General features: G+C 63.1%; 28 protein-coding genes. 6 read left to right on the plus strand and 22 right to left on the minus strand.

Annotated features, from left to right (window positions below; translation table 11 throughout):
- Positions 1-7: 7 nt before the first annotated feature.
- The 20 genes from rpsN to U1739_RS07800 all read right to left on the minus strand — a co-directional run bounded on the left by rpsN (position 8) and on the right by U1739_RS07800 (position 12,930).
- A complete protein-coding gene (gene rpsN / locus U1739_RS07705; protein WP_332706063.1) occupies positions 8-313 on the minus strand; it encodes a 30S ribosomal protein S14 in 306 nt (101 codons plus the stop codon).
- 1 nt (position 314) lies between these two features.
- The gene (gene rplE, locus U1739_RS07710; protein ID WP_332706583.1) at positions 315-875 is read right to left on the minus strand and encodes a 50S ribosomal protein L5; all 561 of its coding nucleotides are present in this window, start codon (positions 873-875) and stop codon (positions 315-317) included.
- Positions 876-897: 22 nt separating this feature from the next.
- On the minus strand, positions 898-1,215 hold the full coding sequence (rplX, locus tag U1739_RS07715) for a 50S ribosomal protein L24 (protein ID WP_261292488.1): 318 nt from the start codon (positions 1,213-1,215) through the stop codon (positions 898-900).
- Entirely contained in the window at positions 1,215-1,583 is a 369-nt protein-coding gene (gene rplN, locus U1739_RS07720) for a 50S ribosomal protein L14 (RefSeq protein ID WP_202095168.1), read from the minus strand. Before rplN ends, rplX begins: the two co-directional genes overlap by 1 nt.
- A gap of 60 nt (positions 1,584-1,643) precedes the next feature.
- Positions 1,644-1,922, minus strand: coding sequence for a 30S ribosomal protein S17 (gene rpsQ, locus U1739_RS07725; protein ID WP_332706066.1), 279 nt, complete (start codon positions 1,920-1,922; stop codon positions 1,644-1,646).
- Between the two features lie 10 nt (positions 1,923-1,932).
- Positions 1,933-2,139: a 50S ribosomal protein L29 gene (rpmC, locus tag U1739_RS07730; RefSeq protein ID WP_332706069.1), complete on the minus strand. Its 207-nt coding sequence runs from the start codon at positions 2,137-2,139 to the stop codon at positions 1,933-1,935.
- 1 nt (position 2,140) lies between these two features.
- The gene (rplP, locus tag U1739_RS07735) at positions 2,141-2,575 is read right to left on the minus strand and encodes a 50S ribosomal protein L16 (RefSeq protein WP_260598049.1); all 435 of its coding nucleotides are present in this window, start codon (positions 2,573-2,575) and stop codon (positions 2,141-2,143) included.
- A 10-nt stretch (positions 2,576-2,585) separates the two neighbouring features.
- Positions 2,586-3,293: a 30S ribosomal protein S3 gene (rpsC, locus tag U1739_RS07740; protein WP_332706072.1), complete on the minus strand. Its 708-nt coding sequence runs from the start codon at positions 3,291-3,293 to the stop codon at positions 2,586-2,588.
- The gene (rplV, locus tag U1739_RS07745) at positions 3,293-3,673 is read right to left on the minus strand and encodes a 50S ribosomal protein L22 (RefSeq protein WP_261292484.1); all 381 of its coding nucleotides are present in this window, start codon (positions 3,671-3,673) and stop codon (positions 3,293-3,295) included. The genes rpsC and rplV overlap by 1 nt, the downstream gene beginning before the upstream one ends.
- A 1-nt stretch (position 3,674) precedes the next feature.
- Positions 3,675-3,950, minus strand: a complete 276-nt coding sequence (rpsS, locus tag U1739_RS07750) for a 30S ribosomal protein S19 (protein ID WP_261292483.1) — start codon at positions 3,948-3,950, stop codon at positions 3,675-3,677.
- Positions 3,951-3,956: 6 nt separating this feature from the next.
- Complete coding sequence (rplB, locus tag U1739_RS07755; protein ID WP_261292482.1) at positions 3,957-4,808, minus strand: 50S ribosomal protein L2; 852 nt, start codon at positions 4,806-4,808, stop codon at positions 3,957-3,959.
- The gene (locus U1739_RS07760; RefSeq protein WP_332706075.1) at positions 4,808-5,128 is read right to left on the minus strand and encodes a 50S ribosomal protein L23; all 321 of its coding nucleotides are present in this window, start codon (positions 5,126-5,128) and stop codon (positions 4,808-4,810) included. Before U1739_RS07760 ends, rplB begins: the two co-directional genes overlap by 1 nt.
- On the minus strand, positions 5,121-5,750 hold the full coding sequence (rplD, locus tag U1739_RS07765) for a 50S ribosomal protein L4 (protein ID WP_332706078.1): 630 nt from the start codon (positions 5,748-5,750) through the stop codon (positions 5,121-5,123). Before rplD ends, U1739_RS07760 begins: the two co-directional genes overlap by 8 nt.
- A gap of 2 nt (positions 5,751-5,752) precedes the next feature.
- Positions 5,753-6,511, minus strand: a complete 759-nt coding sequence (rplC, locus tag U1739_RS07770; RefSeq protein ID WP_332706081.1) for a 50S ribosomal protein L3 — start codon at positions 6,509-6,511, stop codon at positions 5,753-5,755.
- Between the two features lie 239 nt (positions 6,512-6,750).
- A complete protein-coding gene (rpsJ, locus tag U1739_RS07775; RefSeq protein WP_332706586.1) occupies positions 6,751-7,062 on the minus strand; it encodes a 30S ribosomal protein S10 in 312 nt (103 codons plus the stop codon).
- A 556-nt stretch (positions 7,063-7,618) separates the two neighbouring features.
- Positions 7,619-8,812, minus strand: a complete 1,194-nt coding sequence (gene tuf / locus U1739_RS07780) for an elongation factor Tu (RefSeq protein ID WP_332706084.1) — start codon at positions 8,810-8,812, stop codon at positions 7,619-7,621.
- Positions 8,813-8,913: 101 nt separating this feature from the next.
- Positions 8,914-11,010 carry an elongation factor G gene (fusA, locus tag U1739_RS07785; RefSeq protein ID WP_332706087.1) on the minus strand — a complete coding sequence of 699 codons (2,097 nt, stop codon included), beginning with the start codon at positions 11,008-11,010 and terminating at the stop codon, positions 8,914-8,916.
- A 120-nt stretch (positions 11,011-11,130) separates the two neighbouring features.
- Positions 11,131-11,601, minus strand: a complete 471-nt coding sequence (gene rpsG / locus U1739_RS07790; RefSeq protein ID WP_332706090.1) for a 30S ribosomal protein S7 — start codon at positions 11,599-11,601, stop codon at positions 11,131-11,133.
- Between the two features lie 94 nt (positions 11,602-11,695).
- Positions 11,696-12,067, minus strand: a complete 372-nt coding sequence (gene rpsL / locus U1739_RS07795; RefSeq protein ID WP_019516007.1) for a 30S ribosomal protein S12 — start codon at positions 12,065-12,067, stop codon at positions 11,696-11,698.
- 410 nt (positions 12,068-12,477) lie between these two features.
- Positions 12,478-12,930 (minus strand): hypothetical protein, encoded by a 453-nt coding sequence (locus tag U1739_RS07800; protein ID WP_332706093.1) that lies wholly within the window; start codon positions 12,928-12,930, stop codon positions 12,478-12,480.
- A 182-nt stretch (positions 12,931-13,112) separates the two neighbouring features.
- Between U1739_RS07800 and U1739_RS07805 the strand changes: the two genes are divergently transcribed.
- From U1739_RS07805 to U1739_RS07825, 5 genes are all read left to right on the plus strand, one after another.
- Positions 13,113-13,529 (plus strand): hypothetical protein, encoded by a 417-nt coding sequence (locus tag U1739_RS07805; protein ID WP_332706096.1) that lies wholly within the window; start codon positions 13,113-13,115, stop codon positions 13,527-13,529.
- A 149-nt stretch (positions 13,530-13,678) separates the two neighbouring features.
- Complete coding sequence (gene glpD, locus U1739_RS07810; protein WP_332706098.1) at positions 13,679-15,145, plus strand: glycerol-3-phosphate dehydrogenase; 1,467 nt, start codon at positions 13,679-13,681, stop codon at positions 15,143-15,145.
- A gap of 107 nt (positions 15,146-15,252) precedes the next feature.
- Positions 15,253-16,317 (plus strand): NAD(P)-dependent alcohol dehydrogenase, encoded by a 1,065-nt coding sequence (locus U1739_RS07815; protein WP_332706589.1) that lies wholly within the window; start codon positions 15,253-15,255, stop codon positions 16,315-16,317.
- Positions 16,318-16,356: 39 nt separating this feature from the next.
- Positions 16,357-17,298 carry an oxygen-dependent tRNA uridine(34) hydroxylase TrhO gene (gene trhO / locus U1739_RS07820; RefSeq protein ID WP_332706101.1) on the plus strand — a complete coding sequence of 314 codons (942 nt, stop codon included), beginning with the start codon at positions 16,357-16,359 and terminating at the stop codon, positions 17,296-17,298.
- Between the two features lie 90 nt (positions 17,299-17,388).
- Complete coding sequence (locus U1739_RS07825) at positions 17,389-18,069, plus strand: type 1 glutamine amidotransferase domain-containing protein (RefSeq protein WP_332706104.1); 681 nt, start codon at positions 17,389-17,391, stop codon at positions 18,067-18,069.
- A gap of 39 nt (positions 18,070-18,108) precedes the next feature.
- On the opposite strand, the gene proS is transcribed toward U1739_RS07825, so the two are convergent.
- Together proS and cas5c are read right to left on the minus strand one after the other, a co-directional pair.
- Complete coding sequence (gene proS / locus U1739_RS07830) at positions 18,109-19,659, minus strand: proline--tRNA ligase (RefSeq protein WP_332706107.1); 1,551 nt, start codon at positions 19,657-19,659, stop codon at positions 18,109-18,111.
- Between the two features lie 26 nt (positions 19,660-19,685).
- The gene (gene cas5c, locus U1739_RS07835) at positions 19,686-20,288 is read right to left on the minus strand and encodes a type I-C CRISPR-associated protein Cas5c (protein ID WP_332706110.1); all 603 of its coding nucleotides are present in this window, start codon (positions 20,286-20,288) and stop codon (positions 19,686-19,688) included.
- 123 nt (positions 20,289-20,411) lie between these two features.
- Between cas5c and U1739_RS07840 the strand changes: the two genes are divergently transcribed.
- Positions 20,412-21,314 (plus strand): DMT family transporter, encoded by a 903-nt coding sequence (locus tag U1739_RS07840; protein ID WP_332706113.1) that lies wholly within the window; start codon positions 20,412-20,414, stop codon positions 21,312-21,314.
- Positions 21,315-21,332: the final 18 nt, after the last annotated feature.

Raw genomic sequence — 21,332 nt, forward strand, 5'->3', positions numbered from 1 at the left:
CTGATCCTTACCAGCTCGACTTCGTAACGCCCGGGATCAGGCCCTTGTTGGCCAGATCACGCAACATGATACGAGAGAGACGGAACTTACGGTAATAAGCGCGCGACCGGCCGGTCAGCATGCAACGGTTGCGCACGCGGGTGGGATTCCCGTTACGCGGGATCTCGGCCATCTTGAGACGCGCCTCGATCCGCTCGCCGTCGCTCAGCGTGCTATCGGCGGCAATCGCCTTCAGCTTCGCATATTTCGGCGCGTACTTCTTGACGAGCAGCTTGCGGCGCTCGTTCTTGTTGATCGAACTTACCTTCGCCATCTTATGCCGCCTTCTTTTCGTCTGCCGCTTCTTCGATCGGGAACGGGAAGCCGAACAGGCGGAGCAACTCGCGCGCTTCGTCGTCGGTCTTCGCCGTGGTCGTCACGATCACGTCCATGCCGCGTACCTGGTCAACCTGGTCATAGCTGATTTCCGGAAAGATCAGCTGTTCCTTCAGGCCGCAGGCATAGTTGCCACGGCCATCGAACGACTTGGGGTTGAGGCCACGGAAATCGCGGACGCGGGGAAGAGCGATGGTGATGAAGCGGTCGAGGAACTCGTACATCCGCTCACGGCGCAAAGTAACCTTCACGCCGATGGGCATGCCCTCACGCAGCTTGAACTGTGCGATCGACTTCTTGGCCTTGGTCACGACGGGCTTCTGCCCCGCGATCAATTCCATCTCGCCGGCGGCCTTATCGACCTTCTTCTTGTCCTGCGTCGCTTCGCCAACGCCCATGTTCAGGACAATCTTGTCGAGACGGGGAATTTCCATCACGTTCTTGTAGCCGAACTTCTCGGTCATCGCCTTGATGATCGTGTCGTCGTACATCTGCCGCATACGCGGCTTTGCGTTCTGGGCCTCAGCCACCGACTTTCTCCCCGGTCTTGACGGCCACACGGACCTTCTTGCCGTCCTGGGTCTCGAAACGGACACGGGTCGGCTTGCCGTCCGCGGTCACGTGCGCAACCTTGGAGGCGTGCATCGGTGCTTCCGAACGGACCAGACCACCCTGCGGGTCGCCCTGGCTCGGCTTGGTATGACGAACGTGGATGTTCACGCCCGATACGATGACCTTGCCGTCGCGCGGCAGAGCCTGGGTGACGTCACCGGTCTTGCCCTTGTCCTTACCGGACAGGACGATGACGCGGTCACCCTTCTTGATCTTGGCAGCGGCCATTACAGCACCTCCGGCGCAAGCGAGATGATCTTCATGTGCTTCTTGCCACGCAGTTCGCGCACCACTGGGCCGAAGATACGGGTGCCGATCGGCTCCTCGTTCTTGTTGACCAGCACGGCGGCGTTGCCGTCGAAGCGAATCACGGTGCCATCGGCACGACGGATGTCCTTGGCCGTCCGCACGATGACGGCGCGATGAACGTCGCCCTTCTTCACGCGGCCGCGGGGAGCGGCTTCTTTCACGCTGACGACGATGATGTCGCCAACGCCTGCAACACGACGCTTGGACCCGCCAAGCACCTTGATGCACTGAACCCGCTTCGCGCCGCTGTTGTCAGCGACGTCGAGATTGGATTGCATCTGGATCATGTGATCCCATTCCTTCTCACTATGACACCGATTCCGACCGGTGCCGCCTACGAATGGCTGTTAAGCCGTTGCGTCCGTTTCGACCCGTTCCGGCGTCGCATGGGTGTTAACCCGATCGATCACCTTCCAGGTCTTCAGCTTGGAAATCGGTGCGGTCTCTTCGATCCGCACGGTCTCGCCCTGCTTGAACTCGTTGCTCTCGTCATGAGCATGATACTTTTTCGAACGACGAATGATCTTGCCGTAGAGCGGGTGCTTGACCTTACGCTCCACGTTCACGACCACCGTCTTGTCGCCCTTATCGGAGACGATCAGCCCCGTCAGCACGCGCTTTGGCATGATCTAATCCTTACTTGGCTGCAGCGTCGCGCGAGCGCGACGTCTGGAGCGTCTTGATGCGAGCGATGTCGCGACGGACTTCGCGAACCCGGCTCGGCTTTTCGAGCTGGTTGGTCGCGGCCTGGAAACGCAGGTTGAAGGCCTCGCGTTTCAGGTTGCCGAGCTCTTCGCCCAGCTGGTCTTCCGACTTCGCCTTGAGGTCGTCGATACGGGCCATGTTATGCAACTCCCAGATGCGAGGTGTCGCCGAGACGGGCAACGACCTTCACCTTGATCGGCAGCTTCATCGCTGCACGGCTGAACGCGATCGCCGCGATATCGCCGGGAACGCCGTCCAGTTCGAACAGGATACGGCCTGGCTTGACGCGGGCTGCCCAATATTCCGGCGAACCCTTGCCCTTACCCATGCGGACTTCGGCCGGCTTGCCGGTGACCGGCAGATCCGGGAATACGCGGATCCACAAACGGCCCTGACGCTTGATGTGACGCGTGATCGCGCGGCGAGCCGCCTCGATCTGGCGCGCGGTCAAACGCTCCGGTTCCATCGCCTTCAGCCCGTACGAGCCGAAGTTCAGCGTCGTGCCGCCCTTGGCGTCGCCATGGATCTTGCCCTTAAAGGCTTTGCGAAACTTGGTTTTCTTCGGTTGAAGCATGTTTCAGTCCTTAGCGGCGGTCGTCGCGCGCCGGGCGCACGCCGGAGGTCTGAGCCTCCATCATGATCCGGTCGGTCGCCATCGGGTCGTGACCCAGGATTTCGCCCTTGAAGATCCACACCTTCACGCCGCACACGCCATAAGCAGTGTGCGCGGAAGCTTCGGCATAATCGACGTTACCGCGCAGCGTGTGCAACGGAACGCGACCTTCGCGATACCATTCCGACCGTGCGATTTCAGCGCCGCCAAGACGGCCACCGCAATTGATCCGGATGCCCTCTGCGCCGAGGCGCATGGCCGACTGGACCGCACGCTTCATGGCGCGACGGAAGGCGATACGACGCTCGAGCTGATCGGCGATGCCTTGGGCAACGAGCTTGGCGTCGACTTCCGGCTTGCGGATCTCAACGATGTTCAAGCTCACGTCCGACGTCGTCATCTTGCCGAGGGTACGGCGAAGCTTCTCGATGTCGGCGCCCTTCTTGCCGATGATCACGCCGGGGCGCGCAGCAAAAATGGAAACGCGGCACAGCTTGGCCGGACGCTCGATAACCACCTTGGAGATCGCCGCCTGCGGCAGCGTCTTCATGATGTAAGCGCGCATCTTGAGGTCTTCGAGAAGGAGACGACCATAGTCGGCGCCTTCCGCATACCAGCGGCTGTCCCACGTGCGGTTGATCTGCAGGCGCAGACCGATGGGGTTCGATTTCTGGCCCATTACGCTTCTTCTTCCATTTCGCGAACGACGATGCGCAGGCGGCTGAACGGCTTCAGGATGCGGGTCGATTTGCCGCGGCCGCGCGTGGCGAACCGCTTCATCGTGATCGACTTGCCGACCGAGGCCTCGGCGACGACGAGCGCGTCGACGTCGAGGTTGTGGTTGTTCTCAGCGTTGGCAATCGCCGAAGCGAGCACCTTGCGCGCTTCGACAGCCATGCCCTTGGTCGAGAATTGCAGGATGTTCATCGCATCCCCAACCTTCTTGTTGCGAATGAGCGCAGCGACGAGGCCGAGCTTCTGCGCCGAGCCACGAATCTGCGTGCCAACCGACAGCGCTTCGTTATCGGCCACCTTGCGGGGGGATTTTGGCTTGGACATGTTAGCGCTTGCCCTTCTTGTCGGACGCGTGGCCCGGGAAGTAGCGGGTCGGCGCGAACTCGCCGAGCTTCATCCCAACCATATCCTCGTTAACCGTGACCGGCACGAACTTGCGGCCATTATAGACGCTGAACGTGAGGCCGACGAACTGCGGCAGGATCGTGGAGCGACGCGACCAGGTCTTGATCGCGCCACGCGCATTAGCTTCCTGCGCGGTTTCTGCCTTCTTGAGCAGATGAAGGTCGACAAACGGACCTTTCCAGACGGAACGTGCCATGAGCTCTTAGCCCTTCTTCTTGGCGTGACGCGACCGGATGATCATCTTGTCGGTCGACTTGTTATGACGAGTGCGAGCACCCTTGGTCGGCTTGCCCCACGGCGTAACCGGATGACGGCCACCCGAGGTACGGCCTTCACCACCGCCGTGCGGATGGTCGACCGGGTTCTTGGCGACACCACGCGTCAGCGGGCGGATGCCCTTCCAACGGTTGCGGCCGGCCTTGGCGAGGTTGGTGTTGCCATTGTCGGGGTTCGACACGGCACCGACCGTCGCCATGCAGTTCGCATGGATGTAGCGCTGCTCGCCCGAGTTCAGGCGAATCATCACCATGCCCTTGTCGCGACCGACGACCTGCACGTAGGTGCCGGCCGAACGTGCGAGCTGACCACCCTTGCCGGGCTTCATCTCGACGTTATGGACGATCGTGCCAACCGGCATCTGGCCCAGTTCCATCGCGTTGCCAGGCTTCACGTCGGTCTTCTTGGCGGCGATGATCTTGTCACCGACGGCTAGGCGCTGCGGCGCGATGATATAGGCGACGTTGTCCTTGCCGGCTTCATCTGCACCGTAGTTGATCAGCGCGATGAACGCGGTGCGGTTCGGATCATACTCGATCCGCTCGACCGTGCCTTCGACTTCCCACAGGCGGCGCTTGAAATCGATGATACGATAACGCTGCTTGTGGCCGCCGGCGATGCCGCGCGACGTGACATGGCCCTTGTTGTTACGGCCACCGGTCTTGCGCTTGCCTTCGGTCAGCGCCTTGACGGGGCCGCCCTTGTGCAGACCCGAACGGTCGACGAGGATCAGACCACGGCGCGCCGGGCTGGTCGGATTATAATGCTTGAGTGCCATTACGCGCTGACCCCCTGCGTCACGTCGATCGACTGGCCATCGGCCAGCGTGACGATCGCCTTCTTGATGTCGGACTTGGTGTAGGGCACGCCCTTCCACTTCTTAGTCTTGCCCTTCTGGACGATCGTATTGACCCCCAGAACCTTGACCGAGAACAGCGCCTCGACGGCCGCCTTGATCTCAGGCTTAGTCGCGTCATTGCTGACGCGGAACACGACGGCGTTATGCTCGCTGAGCAAGGTCGCCTTTTCGGTGATGTGCGGGGCAACGATCACGTCGTAATGACGCAGATCGATGTCTCCCTTTTGCTTCTTAGCCATTGAAGCGCGCCTCCAGCATTTCGACGGCAGCGCGGGTCAAGACCAGCGTGTCGTGCTTCAGGATGTCGTAAACGTTCGCACCGGCGGCCGGCAGAACGTTGATCGTGTGGACGTTGCCAGCAGCAAGCGCGAAGCTCTGCTCGACGGCATCGCCATCGATCACGAGTGCGGTCTTGCCGAAGCCGAGGTTCGCCCAATTCGCCAGCAGCGTCTTGGTCTTGTTCTCTTCAACCGTCAGGCTGTCCATGACGACCAACGTGCCCGCCTTGGCGTGGCTGCTGAGCGCCATCTTCAGGCCCAGCGCACGAACCTTCTTGTTCAGCGACGGGTTGAAGTCACGAACGCGGGCACCGTGTGCCTTACCGCCGCCGACGAACACCGGCGCACGACGATCGCCGTGACGAGCCGTACCGCCGCCCTTCTGGCGACCGAACTTCTTGCCGGTACGAGCAACATCAGCGCGCTCACGCGTACCACGTGCCGTCGCGCGGCGCTTTTCGAGCTGCCAGGTGACGACGCGGTGCAGGATGTCGGCGCGCGGATCGAGGCCGAAGACCTCGTCGTTGAGCTCGATGTCGGCGCCGGTGGCGTTCGCATCGAAGGACTGAGTGGTGACCTTCATGTTCAGCCCTCCTGGCCAGCGGTCGCTTCAACCGTCGACGTGTCCTCAGCGGGCGTCTCGGCAGGAGCGGTATCGTTGTTGTTGGCGACCTGCTTCAGGCCGGCCGGATATGGCGCATCCGCATGGCGATCGACCTTCATCGAATCCTTGACGAGCAGCCAGCCGCCCTTCGAGCCAGGGACCGAACCCTTAACGAAGATCAGGCCGCGCTCGACGTCGGTCGAGACGATTTCCAGGTTCTGCTGGGTGCGGTTCTTGTTGCCCATCTGGCCGGCCATCTTCTTGTTCTTGAAGACCTTGCCCGGATCCTGGCGCTGGCCGGTCGAACCGAGCGAACGGTGCGAAACGGACACGCCGTGGGTCGCACGCAGACCACCGAAGCCCCAACGCTTCATGCCGCCGGCGAAGCCCTTACCCTGGGTCACGCCCTGGATATCGACGATCTGGCCAGCGACATAATGGTCGGCGGAAATGGTCGCCCCGACTTCGAGCAGCGCATCATCGCTAACTCGGAATTCGGCAACCTTCGCCTTGGGCTCAACTTCGGCCTTGCCGAAATGGCCACGCTGCGGCTTGGCGACGTTCTTTGCTTTCGCGGTACCCGCGCCCAATTGGACTGCGACATACCCGTCTCGATCGGCCTCGCGAACGGCCACTACCTGAAGATTCTCCAACGCCAGCACGGTGACGGGCACATGGCGCCCATCATCCCGGAACAAGCGGGTCATCCCCATTTTCTTCGCGATCACGCCAGTGCGCATGATCATGCTCCTTGTAACAGAGGCACCCCGGGGGAATTCCCGAAGGTGCGTGAAGGCCCCAGCAAAGCCTGCGCCTCGCTGGAGACCTAAATCAGCCCGATAGATTTTATACTGCTGCCCCGACCCGGGCTGGTGCTCCCCGCAGGGAACGTGTCGGGGGACGCAGACCCGGAATAATCCGGCGGTATCCCTGTATTTGGCGCTGCGTGAAACAGCGCCGAATCTCGTGAAGCGCGGCTTTACGCCAGCTTGATCTCGACGTCAACGCCAGCGGCGAGGTCGAGCTTCATCAGCGCATCTACCGTCTGCGGGGTCGGCTGAACGATGTCCAACATGCGCTTGTAGGTGCGCACCTCGAACTGCTCGCGCGACTTCTTGTCGACATGCGGGCCGCGGTTAACCGTGAACTTCTCGATGCGCGTCGGCAACGGGATGGGACCACGGATGAGCGCACCGGTGCGACGGGCGGTATCGGCGATGTCGCCGGTCGCCTGATCGAGCACGCGATGATCGAACGCCTTCAGACGAATGCGAATATTCTGCGTTTCCATGAAGTCCCTACCGATGCGAAAGAGCGGGCGCCGTTGCCGGCGCTCTTGCTGTTGAATGAAAAACCGAAGGCGGGCCACTACACAGGCGTGGACCGGAGATCAAGCGGGAAAGCACGGGACGCCCACAACATGGCGCAGAACGCGCGCCGGTGTCGCCCGGGGGTACACGAGCGCGGAAGTTTACACCGCCGGAAGCTTACAAGGTTTACGCCCTCCACAGTGTGCGGCACGGCGCCCAACGGCGGAGCGGCGCTATCACGCGCGACGCGGCACAAATCGACCGCGAATGGGACGAGTCGAAGCACCCGGCAAAGGTAGTAGACGACGTCCAACATTGCAACGGGCGGGCAACGGTGCGCGGCGCCCGAGGGATGCGGGACAAAGGCATCCGTTCCACCACCGGGCGATTTGGTGGCCTAGCGGACCGCGGAACAGGTCCGCGGTGACGAACGGCATCGTTGCGAGCTGCCTCGCCCGCACTGCGTTGCAACGCAAAAGACCCGGCCTTCCCTAAAGAAGACCGGGCCCTTTATCTCAACCCTTACGGGCGTGAGATTTAGGCGGTGATGCCGCTGACGATGCCCGAACCGACGGTCCGGCCACCTTCACGGATCGTGAAGCGCTGGCCCAGATCCATGGCGATCGGTGCGATCAGCTTGACGCCCAGTGCGACGTTGTCGCCCGGCATGACCATTTCGGTGCCCTCAGGCAGCTCGACAGTGCCGGTGACGTCCGTGGTACGGAAGTAGAACTGCGGGCGATAGTTAGCGAAGAACGGCGTGTGACGGCCACCCTCTTCCTTCGACAGCACGTACACTTCCGACTGGAAGTCGGTGTGCGGCTTGATCGAGCCGGGCTTGCAGAGAACCTGCCCACGCTCGACTTCTTCACGACCGACGCCGCGGATCAGCGCGCCGATGTTGTCGCCTGCCTGGCCCTGATCGAGCAGCTTGCGGAACATTTCGACGCCCGTGACCGTGGTCTTGCGGACGGCGGGCTGGATGCCGACGATCTCAACTTCCTCGCCAACTTTGACGACGCCGGTTTCGACGCGACCGGTGACGACCGTACCGCGACCCGAGATCGAGAACACGTCCTCGATCGGCATCATGAACGGCTTGTCGAGCGGACGCTCGGGCTGCGGCAGATACGTGTCGACAGCCTGCATCAGCTTGAGCACGGCGTCATGGCCGATCTCGGGCTGCTTGTCGTCGAGCGCGCACACGGCCGAACCCTGGATGACCGGGATGTTGTCGCCGTCGAAATCATACGAGCTAAGCAGCTCGCGGATTTCCAGCTCGACCAGCTCGAGGATCTCGGCGTCGTCGACCAGATCGACCTTGTTCATGAACACGACCATCGTCGGCACGCCGACCTGGCGGGCCAGCAGGATGTGCTCGCGGGTCTGTGGCATCGGGCCATCGGTTGCCGAAACGACGAGGATCGCGCCGTCCATCTGCGCCGCACCGGTGATCATGTTCTTCACATAATCGGCGTGGCCCGGGCAATCGACGTGCGCATAGTGGCGTGCTTCGGTCTCATACTCGACGTGCGCGGTCGAGATGGTGATGCCGCGCTCGCGCTCTTCCGGCGCCTTGTCGATGTTCGCATAGCTGGTGAACGTGGCGCCGCCGGTCTCGGCCAGCACCTTGGTGATCGCTGCGGTCAGCGAGGTCTTGCCATGATCGACGTGACCGATGGTGCCGATGTTGAGATGCGGCTTGTTCCGCTCAAACTTTGCTTTTGCCATTTTCGCCTCTTCTTGATTCAGATTCGCGGCCAAGGGGCTCCACGCGAACGTGGCCCCTTAACGACCTAGTTGATGTTACGCCAGCCCTAGCGCGAGCCGGATCAGGCCAATTTCGCCTTAACTTCGTCAGCCACGTTCGACGGCACTTCCTCATAATGCGAGAATTGCATCGAATAGTTGGCCCGTCCCTGCGTGAACGAGCGCAGCGCGTTCACATAGCCGAACATGTTGGCCAGCGGGACCATCGCGTCCACCGACTGCGCGTTGCCGCGCGTATCGGTGCCCTGGATCTGGCCACGGCGGCTGTTGAGATCGCCGATCACGTCACCCAGATAATCCTCGGGCGTGACGACCTCGACCTTCATGACCGGCTCGAGCAGCGTAATGCCCGACTTCTGCGCTACTTCGCGCATCGCGCCGCGGGCACAGATTTCGAACGCCAGCGCCGACGAATCGACGTCATGGTACGCGCCGTCATAGACCAGGATCTCGAAATCGATGATCGGGAAGCCGACCAGCGAACCCGTGGCCGCCGTTTCGCGGAAACCCTTTTCGATCGCCGGAATATATTCCTTGGGAATATTACCGCCCTTGATCTCGTCCTTGAAGACGATGCCCGAACCGCGCTCGCCCGGCGTGACCTTGACCTTCACGCGGCCGAACTGACCGGTACCACCCGACTGCTTCTTGTGCGTGTAATCGACGTCGACCGGCTTCTTGAGATATTCGCGATACGCCACCTGCGGCGCGCCGACATTGGCCTCGACCTTGAACTCGCGCTTCATGCGATCGACCAGAATCTCGAGATGGAGCTCGCCCATGCCCTTGATGATGGTCTGGCCGCTCTCGGCGTCCGAGGACACGCGGAACGACGGATCTTCGCGTGCCAGGCGATTGAGCGCGATGCCCATCTTTTCCTGGTCGGCCTTGGTCTTCGGCTCCACCGACAGCTCGATCACCGGCTCGGGGAATTCCATCCGCTCGAGAATGATCGGGGCGTTCATCGCGCACAGCGTGTCGCCGGTCGTGGTGTCCTTGAGACCCGCCAGAGCGACGATGTCGCCGGCATAGGCCACCTGGATGTCCTCACGCTCGTTGGCATGCATGAGCAGCATGCGGCCGACCTTTTCCTTCTTGTCCTTGACCGAGTTGGTGACCTGCGAGGCGGTCTCCAGCTTGCCCGAATAGATGCGGGCGAAGGTCAGCGTACCCACGAACGGATCGTTCATGATCTTGAACGCCAGCGCCGAGAACGGCACGTCATCCGACGAGGCGCGCTCGTCCGGCGTCACGCCGTCAAGCTTGAGGCCCTGAATGGCGGGAACGTCGAGCGGGCTCGGCAGATAGTCGACCACGGCGTCGAGCAAAGGCTGAACGCCCTTGTTCTTGAACGCCGAGCCGCACACCACCGGCACGAAGGCCATAGCAAGCGCGCCCTTGCGGATCAGCTTCTTAAGGTCGACCGTGCTCGGCTCGTTGCCCTCGAGATAGGCTTCCATTAGGTCGTCGTCTTGCTCGACGGCCATTTCGATCAGGTCGCTACGATACTTAGCGGCCTTCTCGACCATGTCCTCAGGAATGTCCTGATATTCGAACTTGGCGCCGAGGCTCTCTTCGAGCCAGATGATCGCGCGGTTCTCGACCAGATCGACCAAGCCCTTGAAGCCGCCTTCGATGCCGATCGGCAGATACAGCACGGCCGGACGCGCGCCGAGGCGATCGATGATCGACTGGACGCAGAAATAGAAGTCGGCGCCGGTGCGATCGAGCTTGTTGATGAAGCACATGCGCGGCACGCCATATTTGTCAGCCTGACGCCACACGGTCTCGGACTGCGGCTCGACACCGGCAACGCCATCGAAGCAAGCAACCGCGCCATCGAGCACACGCAGCGAACGCTCGACTTCAATGGTGAAGTCGACGTGGCCGGGGGTGTCGATGATGTTGATCAGATGCTCTTCGCCCTTGCCCTCTTCGGCGCGCCATTTGCACGTCGTTGCGGCGGACGTGATCGTGATCCCGCGCTCCTGCTCCTGCTCCATCCAGTCCATCGTCGCGGTGCCTTCATGCACTTCGCCGATCTTGTAGGACTTGCCGGTGTAATAGAGGATGCGCTCGGTCGTCGTCGTCTTACCGGCGTCGATATGCGCCATGATGCCGATGTTGCGATAGCGGTCGAGCGGATGGCTGCGGGCCATGATCGTTATTCCTTGGATGTGGAGAAGCCGGGGTTGCCCCCGGCTCATCCGATATAGGTAGTTTACGTTACCGGAGGAAGGCCCGCCGACATTGCCGGCACGCCCCAACCAGCACCGCCGTTACCAGCGATAGTGCGAGAAGGCGCGGTTGGCTTCGGCCATGCGATGCGTGTCTTCGCGCTTCTTCACCGCGTTGCCACGGTTGTTGGCCGCATCCAGCAGCTCGCCCGACAGCCGTGCGGCCATCGTGTTCTCGCTGCGGTTACGCGCCGCACCGATCAGCCAGCGAATGGCCAAAGCCTGCGAACGCTCGAAGCGCACTTCGACCGGCACCTGATAGGTAGCACCACCCACGCGGCGGCTACGCACTTCGATGTTCGGCTTCACGTTGTTCAGCGCGTCATGAAACACGCTGAGCGGATCCTTCTTGGCGCGGGTCTCGACGGTCTCGAGCGCACCATAAACGATCAATTCAGCGACGGACTTCTTGCCGTCGAGCATAACCGAATTCATGAACTTGGAGAGAACCTCATCACCGTATTTAGGATCGGGGAGGATGATACGCTTTTCTGGGCGACGACGACGTGCCATTTCAAATTCCTTCGTTCTTCAGCTGGTCCGGAACGTGTGGGCCCCATCAAAGCGATACTTTGATGGGCACCCTGTCCGGGGCTTACTCTGGCTGTTATTTAGGACGCTTGGCGCCGTACTTGGAACGCGACTGGCGACGATCCTTCACACCCTGTGTATCAAGCACACCGCGCAGGACGTGATAGCGCACACCGGGAAGATCGCGAACACGACCGCCACGGATCAGGACCACCGAGTGCTCCTGGAGATTGTGGCCTTCGCCCGGAATGTACGAAATCACTTCGCGCTGGTTGGTCAGGCGAACCTTGGCCACCTTGCGCAGAGCCGAGTTCGGCTTCTTCGGGGTCGTCGTGTAAACGCGCGTGCAAACGCCGCGCTTCTGCGGGTTCTGTTCCATCGCAGGGACCTTGGACTTGGCCTTCTGCGGATCGCGGCCCTTGCGGACCAGCTGGTTAATCGTCGGCATTGAAGCCTTCACCTTTCAAATGGTTACTTTGCTGGAGCCCTAAAGCGCCGAGGAATACAAAAAGGACCGTTAGAGGCGTTACCGCCCCCCGGGCCCTGGAATGCATCCAGCAATGTTCAAGCTTGCCCAGGAGGCACAAGGGCCCTCCAAGCAGCCGCGCCTATACAAGCCGACTCGCTCGCGGTCAATCTGTTGCGCGACGGATGGGAACCGAGGTGCCGTTGGTGCCGCCCCACCCCGCACGACCGGCAATCGGCCGACACCCCATCCCAATCGCCGCCTCTTAGGTGGTTCGGAATTTGCCGCCGGTCGAACGTTGCTAGTCTCGGCGGTGCGGCATGCTGAAGGGCGGATTTTGGGTGGGAAGCGGTCAGGCTGCTTTTGAGAATTGAGTGTAAGGCAGCGGACGTTCAATCCAGCAACGCGATGGCTGCCAGCGTCTCATCTCGGGGCGGTTGCCAATGGTCATCCTGCGCAATGATTTTTCCACTGTCATCTTCAATATAGTGAATGGCGTCTCGCGCGGCATCGTCCGCGAAGTCGAAATCATTATTCATAATGATGCAGTCGGCAACATAGTTGGCCGCGGTGAAAGGCAGGCGCTGGTCTAGGACTGCCTCCAGCAAGCGTCGGGCTGCGTCTTTGGTGATAAGAAACTGTGGCCCATCGGAAACGGCGATGTGGCCGATCGCGGTCAAACGGAGAGCGTCCCTGAACGCGGCGACTTCAGCGGCAATCTCTTCGGCCAACGCCTCGGGAGAGAGTTTGCCTGTCAAGAACGCGACTATCGAAGAATGTTGCATCGAACGACGATGCATCGTCGAACGAACGTCTGCAATCGGGAAGCTGGTGCGGCGCTTCAAACGGCGACAATTGGGCGATCTTTGCCGGGGAGCTTTTTCTCCCGAAACCTTCGGTCGGCTATCAGACACTCACGCCCTCGCGCTATCGTAAATGGCGATAGGTGGTGGGAAGCAGAAGAGCCGCTTCAAGGATGAAATCTGCTATAGCCGCCGCTGTCTCCCGGACGGAGTAATCAGGTCCCATGCACATCAGTTACGACGACATCACCAAGCGCATCGCTGAGCCGCCCAACTGGTGGCTGGAGGGTGTCCCCCGCTATCGCAGCTTCAGGCCCGACGATCTTGATGTTTATGCTCAGGAAGTCGTCCTGATGGAGGTCGAATGCCAAATGTGCTTCCGAAAGTTCAATATCGGCCAATATAGCCCCAATGCCTGGCACCCCGGGCAGCACCTACCTCTCCATGGTGATCCACCTTCCCACTCATCCGATGCCGAAGAAAGTTGTGGAGGCGAGTCGATGGGCTTCACTGAGCTGAGGATTTTCGAGTTTTGGCGTCGGGCGCGCTACGATCCTGCGGCCGAGCCTCCGGTAGAATCACATTGGGTTCGTGATCATAACCGAGAGATTGCCTACAAAGAGGATACGGCTTCAAAATAGGTCGTGTGACCTTGCAGGGACAGGTTAGCCGGCGCCAATGTCCACGATTGGGGCGTAAGCCGACTGGCCGCTAATGCGTCGAGGCGCTCGACTCCGATAGCATCATCCCGCCCGATTGCCGGGTAGTCGCCCGCCGGCCCATCCGCTAGATGACAGCGGTGACTTACGATCTCCTCATCATCGGCGGCGGTATCAACGGCTGCGCGATCGCGCGCGAGGCGGCGCTCAATGGCCTCAAGGTCCTGCTGGTCGAGCGCGACGATCTCGCCGCGCACACTTCGTCTGCCTCGACCAAGCTGATCCATGGCGGGCTGCGCTATCTCGAATATTACGATTTCAAGCTGGTCGCCGAGGCGCTGCGCGAGCGCGAACGGCTGGTCAAAGCCGCGCCGCACATCATTCGCCCAATGCGCTTCGTGCTGCCGCACGAAAACGCCGTCCGCCCATGGTGGATGGTACGGCTCGGCCTGTATCTCTACGATTTCCTCGGCGGCAAGATGACGCTGGCGCGCTCGCGTGGGCTGCGCAAGAGCGACACCGCCTATGCCGCGCCGCTGAAAGGCGGGCATAAGGGCTTCGTCTATTCCGACGCCTTCGTCGATGATTCGCGGCTGACCCTGCTCAACGCAGTGGATGCCGCCGCCAATGGCGCGGAAGTGCTGGTCGGCGTTGCGCTCGAATCGGCCCGGCGCGAGGATGGCGTGTGGCGCGCGACCTTGTCCGACTGGCGCACGGTCGAGGCGCGCGCGATCGTCAACGCCGCCGGCCCCTGGGTCCACCAGATGCTCGGCAGCCTCGGCGTCAACGCGGCGAGCAATATACGCCTGGTCAAGGGCAGCCACATCGTCGTGCCAAAATTGTTCGACGGCGACCACGCCTATATCCTGCAACAGCCCGATCGCCGTATCGTCTTCGCCATCCCCTATCAGGGCGACTTTACCGAAATCGGCACCACCGACATTCCGGTCGAGCGGCCCGAAGACGCGCAGATCGACGCGGACGAGATCGCCTATCTATGCGACGCGGTGAACCTGCACTTCACGCAGCAGATCGGCCCTGTCGACGTCACCTCCACCTGGTCCGGCGTCCGCCCGCTGTACGACGACGGCGCCAGCGACGCGAAAGCGGTGACGCGCGATTACGTGCTCGAACTCGACACCAATGGCCCCGCTTTGCTGTCGATCTTCGGCGGCAAGATCACCACCGCGCGTCATCTGGCCGAGGAAGCGCTCGCCAAGCTCGCCGCCCCGCTCGGCTTTACCGCCACCAAGCCGACCCGCGACCGGCCGTTCCCCGGGGCGCCGATCGCCGCTTGGACCGCATTGCTCGCGCACACCCGCGCCACCTGGCCGTTCCTCGGCGCGGCGCGCAGCGAGCGTATGGCGCATGCTTATGGCGAGCAGCTCGGCGAGATGCTGGCCGGCGTCACCGATGCTGCCGGCCTGGGCGAGGATTTCGGCGCCGGGCTGACCGCGCTCGAGGCGCGCTGGATGCACGACCGCGAATGGGCGCGCGCGCCCGACGATGCGCTGATGCGGCGCAGCAAGATCGGGCTGCATCTGACGGCCGAACAGCGCAGTCGCTTCGAGACGTGGTGGTCGACCGCCTTCGCCTGACCGGCACGCCGCTCGTTTGAGCGGAATTCTCGCGCGCGCACCTTGTGACCGGCAGCGCGAGGGCCATCTACCGGACGCTGCCCCACGCCTAACCCCGGGAATTCCGTATCACCACCACCGCCCACGCCTTTGCGGCGCCGTCCGCCGACGCGCCGTTCGCCCCCTTTTCGTTCGAACGCCGCGATCCCCTGCCCGATGACGTCGCGATCGACGTCCTGTTCTGCGGCGTGTGCCATTCCGACCTGCACACCGCGCGCGGCGAATGGGGCTCGGTCAATTATCCGTGCGTCCCCGGCCATGAGATTGTCGGCCGCGTCTCCGCGGTGGGCAGCGCGGTGACCAAGTTCGCGATCGGCGATCTCGCCGGCGTCGGCTGCATGGTCGATAGCTGCGGCCACTGCCCGTCCTGCAGCGATGGCGAAGAGCAATATTGCGAGACGACCGGCTTTGTTGGCACTTATGACGCGCCGGACACGGTATCGGGCGGCTATACGTTCGGCGGCTATTCCGACCATATCGTGGTCAAGCAGGATTTCGTGCTCAAGGTCGGGCATGACGAGGCCGATCTCCCCGCCGTCGCGCCGTTGCTGTGCGCCGGCATCACGACCTATTCGCCGCTGCATCACTGGAAGGTCGGGCCAGGCCAGAAGGTCGGCGTGGTCGGCCTGGGCGGGCTTGGCCATATGGGCGTCAAGATCGCCAAGGCGATGGGTGCCGACGTCTATGTGTTCAGCACCTCGCCCGGCAAGCGCGAGGACGCCAAGCGGCTCGGCGCCACCGACCTGGTCGTGTCCAAGGACGACGACGCCATGGCCGCGCACGCCAACAGCTTCGATTTCATCCTCAACACCGTCGCCGCCGCGCACGATCTCGATCCGTTTTTGGCCCTGCTCAAGCGCGATGGCACGATGACCTTGGTCGGCGTGCCCGAGACGCCGCATCCCTCGCCCAGCGTCGGCGCGCTGGTGTTCAAGCGTCGCGCGATCGCCGGCTCGCTGATCGGCGGGATCCAGGAAACGCAGGACATGCTCGACTTCTGCGTCGAGCACGGCCTGACCGCGGATATCGAGATGATCGATATCCAGAGCATCGACGGCGCGTATGAGCGCATGCTCAAGAGCGATGTGAAGTATCGCTTCGTCATCGACATGCAGTCGCTGAAGGCGGCATAATTGCCAGCGGCGGGGGGCGGCCGTAAAGCGCCAGGCGATATGGCCGCCCCCCACCCGATGCGCGTCACCGCGCTCTACCGCTTCGCGCGCTTCCCTGATCCTGCCGCGTTGCGTGCGCCGCTGCTGGCGGTGTGCACCGACCACGGCGTGAAGGGCACGCTGTTGCTCGCCCGGGAAGGGATCAACGGCACGATCGCGGGCCGGCCAGAAGCGATCGACGCCGTCCTGGATCATATCCGCACCCTGCCCGACTGTGCGGGTCTCGAGGTCAAGGACAGCATGGCGGAAACCCCGCCCTTCCTGCGCCTTAAAGTCCGACTTAAGCGCGAGATCGTGACGATGGGCGAACCCGATATCGATCCGCTCACCGGCACCGGCCACTACGTCAAACCGGCCGACTGGAACGCGCTGATCGACCGCCCCGACACGGTCGTGATCGACACGCGCAACGATTACGAAGTCCGCGTCGGCTCGTTTGAAGGCGCGATCGATCCGCAGACGCACAGCTTCAGCGACTTCCCCGCCTGGTTCCGCGACCACCGCGAGGAGTTCGTCGGCAAGACCATCGCGATGTTCTGCACCGGCGGCATCCGCTGCGAGAAATCGACCGCCTTCCTGAAAGCGGAGGGGATCGACGACGTCCATCACCTCGAAGGCGGCATCCTCAAATATCTCGAGCAGGTGCCGGCGGAGCAAAGCCGCTGGCAGGGCGAATGCTTCGTGTTCGACCAGCGCGTGAGCGTCGACCACGGCTTAGCGCTCGGCACGCACAGCCTGTGCCACGCCTGCCGCATGCCGGTAAGCGCTGCGGAGCGCCAGTCGCTGCTATACGAGGAAGGTGTCAGCTGCCCGGCGTGTCACGACGCGCGCGATGCCACGCAGCGCGCGGGCTATGCCGAACGCCACCGCCAGGTGCAGCTCGCCGAAGCGCGCGGCGAACTGCATGTCGGCGCACAAATCGCGACGGCCCCGCAGAGATAGCGTCGGGGCGTCGTAACGCCCGGACAACGCACTACATGGGGAAGCGATACCCTGACCGCCGCCCAAAGCGGCTGACATCGGAGACCTATGTTGAAAATCCTCGTCGTCCTCACGTCGCATGCCGATCTCGGCGATACCGGCAAAAAGACCGGCTTCTGGCTGGAAGAGCTCGCCGCCCCCTATTACGTGTTTAAGGATGCCGGTGCCGAGCTCACCCTGGTCTCGCCCAAGGGCGGGCAGCCACCGCTTGATCCAAACAGCGCCGCGCCCGACGCGCAGACCGAGGCCACGCGCCGGTTCGAGGCGGATACCGAGGCGACCACTGCCCTCGCCGCCACGCAGGTGCTCGCCGACATGGATATCGCGAACTATGATGCGGTATTCTACCCCGGCGGCCACGGCCCGCTATGGGATCTCGCTAATGATGCGGCATCGATCGCGCTGATCGAAAACACGCTGGCTGCCGGCAAGCCGATCGCCCTGGTGTGCCATGCACCCGGCGTGCTGCGCGATGTGCAGGCGGCGGATGGCGCGCCGCTGGTCAAGGGCAAGTCGGTCACAGGCTTCACCAACAGCGAAGAGGCGACCGTCGGCCTGACCGATGTGGTGCCGTTCCTGGTCGAGGATATGCTCGCCGAGCGCGGCGGCGTCTATTCGAAGACCGAGGATTGGGGCGTTCATGTCGTGTCGGACGGGTTGTTGATCACCGGGCAGAACCCTGCCTCGTCGGCCAAGGCCGCAGAGACGCTGCTCGCCGCGCTCAAGCACTAAGCACTGTGCCGCCGGGCACATGATGCCCGGCGGCCGCCTTTAGTAACTGCGCCCGATCAGCACGCGCTCCACCGCCGGCGCGCCGGTGAAGATGCAGGTCGCTGCGCCCCCGGCTTGGTCGGGATGGCCCGTCTGCCCCATCGGGGCGTTGCGGATCGTCAGCTTGAGCGCTTTCAGCCGCTCGACCACCGCATCGAGCGCCACGCCGGTCGGCTTCGACCAGGGCACATCGACCCAGCCGGGGTTCTTCACGCCCTCACCGAACGTCGCCTCGACGCCGGCCCAATCCTCCACCGGCGCGATGTTGGCGCGGAGCCGGGCATGCGCCTCGTCGAACAATGCCGCCTGGATCTCCTCGAGCAGCGTGCCAACACTGCCGACGAAGTCGGCGCGGGCCACGACTGCGCTGTCGAGCTTGCCGCTCTCCTGGTACAGGCTATCGCGCCGGATCACCGAGAGATTGCCGCCGGCCACATCGCGCCCGCCTATTTCGATGATGATCGGCGCGCCTTTCTTGACCCAACCCCAGCGCTTGGTCGCCGCCTTGCCGAATTTGATATCGAGCAGCGCGCGCACCGGCTCGCCCAGTGCAGATTGCTTGGCCAACTCGGACTGCACGTTCTTGCAATAGTCGACGATCGCTTCGTCCTCGGGCTGATCGCGCAGCATAGGCACGATCACCACCTGCCATGGCGCCACGCGCGGCGGCACGCGCAGCCCATCGTCATCGCCGTGGACCATGATCAGCCCGCCGATCATCCGCGTCGACATGCCCCAGCTCGTCGTTTGTGCGAGTTCGAGCTCGCCCGCGGCATTTTGAAAGCGGATATTCTGCGCGCTCGCGAAATTGGTGCCGAGGAAATGCGAGGTGCCGGCCTGCAGCGCCTTGCCATCCTGCATCATCGCCTCGATCGAATAGGTAGCGACGGCGCCGGGGAAACGCTCATTCTCGGGCTTCTCGCCGGCCACCACCGGCAGCGCGACGCACTCCTCGGCGAAGCTGCGATACACTTCGAGCATTTTCAGCGTCTCTTCGACCGCCTCGGCCTCGGTAGCATGCGCAGTATGCCCTTCCTGCCACAGGAATTCGGACGTGCGCAGGAACATGCGCGTGCGCATTTCCCAGCGCACCACATTGGCCCATTGGTTGATCAGCACCGGCAGGTCGCGCCACGATTGCACCCAGCGCGCGAACGCCATGCCGATAACGGTTTCCGAGGTCGGCCGGACGACCAGCGGCTCCTCCAGCTTGGCGGTCGGATCGGGCTTCAACCCACCCTTGCCATCGCTGACCAGCCGGTGATGCGTGACCACCGCCATTTCCTTGGCGAAGCCTTCGACATGTTCGGCCTCCTTCTCGAAATACGAAAGCGGGATGAACAGCGGGAAATAGCAATTCTCATGCCCCGTCGCCTTGATACGGTCGTCGAGCAGGCGCTGGATCCGCTCCCAGATGCCGTAGCCCCATGGCCGGATGACCATGCAGCCACGCACGCCAGATTCCTCGGCGAGGTCGGCCTCGGTGATGACGGACTGGTACCAGGCGGAAAAATCGGCCTCGCGGGTGACGGGAAGTGCGCGTTTGATCATGGCGCCAGGCGATACGGCCCCGACGGCTATCCCGCAAGGATCAGCGACTCGCGCCGGCGCAGGTCGATCACCCCGTCGATCATGATCGGGCGAAAGAAGCGCGAACCGTCACCGTCGCGCGCGCCATCGTACAGCATCCAACCAAGATCGATCGCGCCGCTGCCCGCCCACGCGCTATCGGGCCACGGATCCTCGCGATCGAGCAAGGTAATCGCGGCCAGAAAGCTGCGATGCCCCAGGCATGGCTGGCGCCCGAACTGCTGGCGCGCCGCGCGGTCGCGAAACGCCTCGGCGGCCAGCGTCGCGCCGGGCAGGTCGCCGACATGCGCAGTGACGACATAGGCCAGGTCGCGCAGCACATGCGCCATGCGCCGGTCGCGCCGCCCGGCGACGATGCCCGGCACGCCCGCGCCGTGCTCGATCTCGGCCAGCGACATCCAGGTCGACCGCAGCGGCGCCAACACACGGATTTCGTCGATCCGCCAACGCAGCGCCGGCCCGCTGTAGATCGCATCGAAAATCTCGCGCGCGGTCGGGGGCGTGATGACATCGTAGCTGACCAGATCGTCGGCGAATTCCGGCCGCCGGAAACAGGCGCGATCACCCCGCACGAGCAGCCGAAATTCCATGCCCCGCCCCCTGCCATTCGTCCCTCACCCGTGTAGAAGCGACGCAGCCATTACGGCGCGGCTTGCCGCCGGAACGGATCAATCTCACACGCAAATGACGCATTGGTCGGAAGGGGACGCAACATGAGTACCGCGTCCACCGACCGTCTGCTGCCCGCGATCGGCCTGCGCCTGGCCTCGGTTGGCGTGTTTGCCTGCATGAACGTGCTGATCAAACTGAGCGAAGCGCACGGCGCCAGCCTGGGCGAGATCATGTTCTTCCGCCAGGGCGGCGCGGCCGTGCTGATGCTGGCGATCATCGGCGCCGGCCCGGGGCTGGCCTCCGTCAAGACGCAGCGGCTGCCGGCGCATCTGCTGCGCATGGTGGTGGGGCTGAGCGCGATGGCGTGTACTTTCCGCGCGATCCTCGCGCTCCCGCTCGCCGAATCGACCACGATCGGCTTCACCATGCCGATCTTCGCCACCATCCTGGGCGCACTGGTGCTGCGCGAACCGACCGGCTGGCATCGCTGGCTGGCCGTGCTGGCTGGATTTGGCGGCGTGCTGATTGTCGCCCAGCCGGGCGGGGCGCATTTTCCGTTATGGGGCGCTGGCTTCGGCCTGGCCGGCGCCTTCCTTACGGCCTGTATCTCGATCCTGCTGCGCCAGATCTCGAAGACCGATACGCCGCTGACCATCGTCTTCTGGTTTTCGACGCTGTCGCTGGTGCCGCTGGGGCTGAACTATGCCTTCGCCCGGCAGCCGCACGATGCCATCGTCTGGCTCTTGCTCGCCGGCGTGGGCCTGCTCGGCGGTGTCGCGCAACTGGCGATGACCGCCGCCTTGCGGCTTGGCCCGGTGTCGGTGGTCGTGCCGATGGACTATTCCAGCCTGCTCTGGGCGACCGCCACCGGCTGGCTGGTGTTCGGCGCGCTGCCGGGCCTGTGGACCTGGATCGGCGCACCGATCATCATTGCCAGCGGGCTTTACATCGTGTGGCGCGAACATGTTCGCCGCGTGCCCAAGCCGATCGAGATCGTGCAATAAGGCACGCTCGATCGACTC

This window comes from Parasphingomonas puruogangriensis (assembly GCF_036663635.1).
Lineage (GTDB): Bacteria > Pseudomonadota > Alphaproteobacteria > Sphingomonadales > Sphingomonadaceae > Sphingomonas.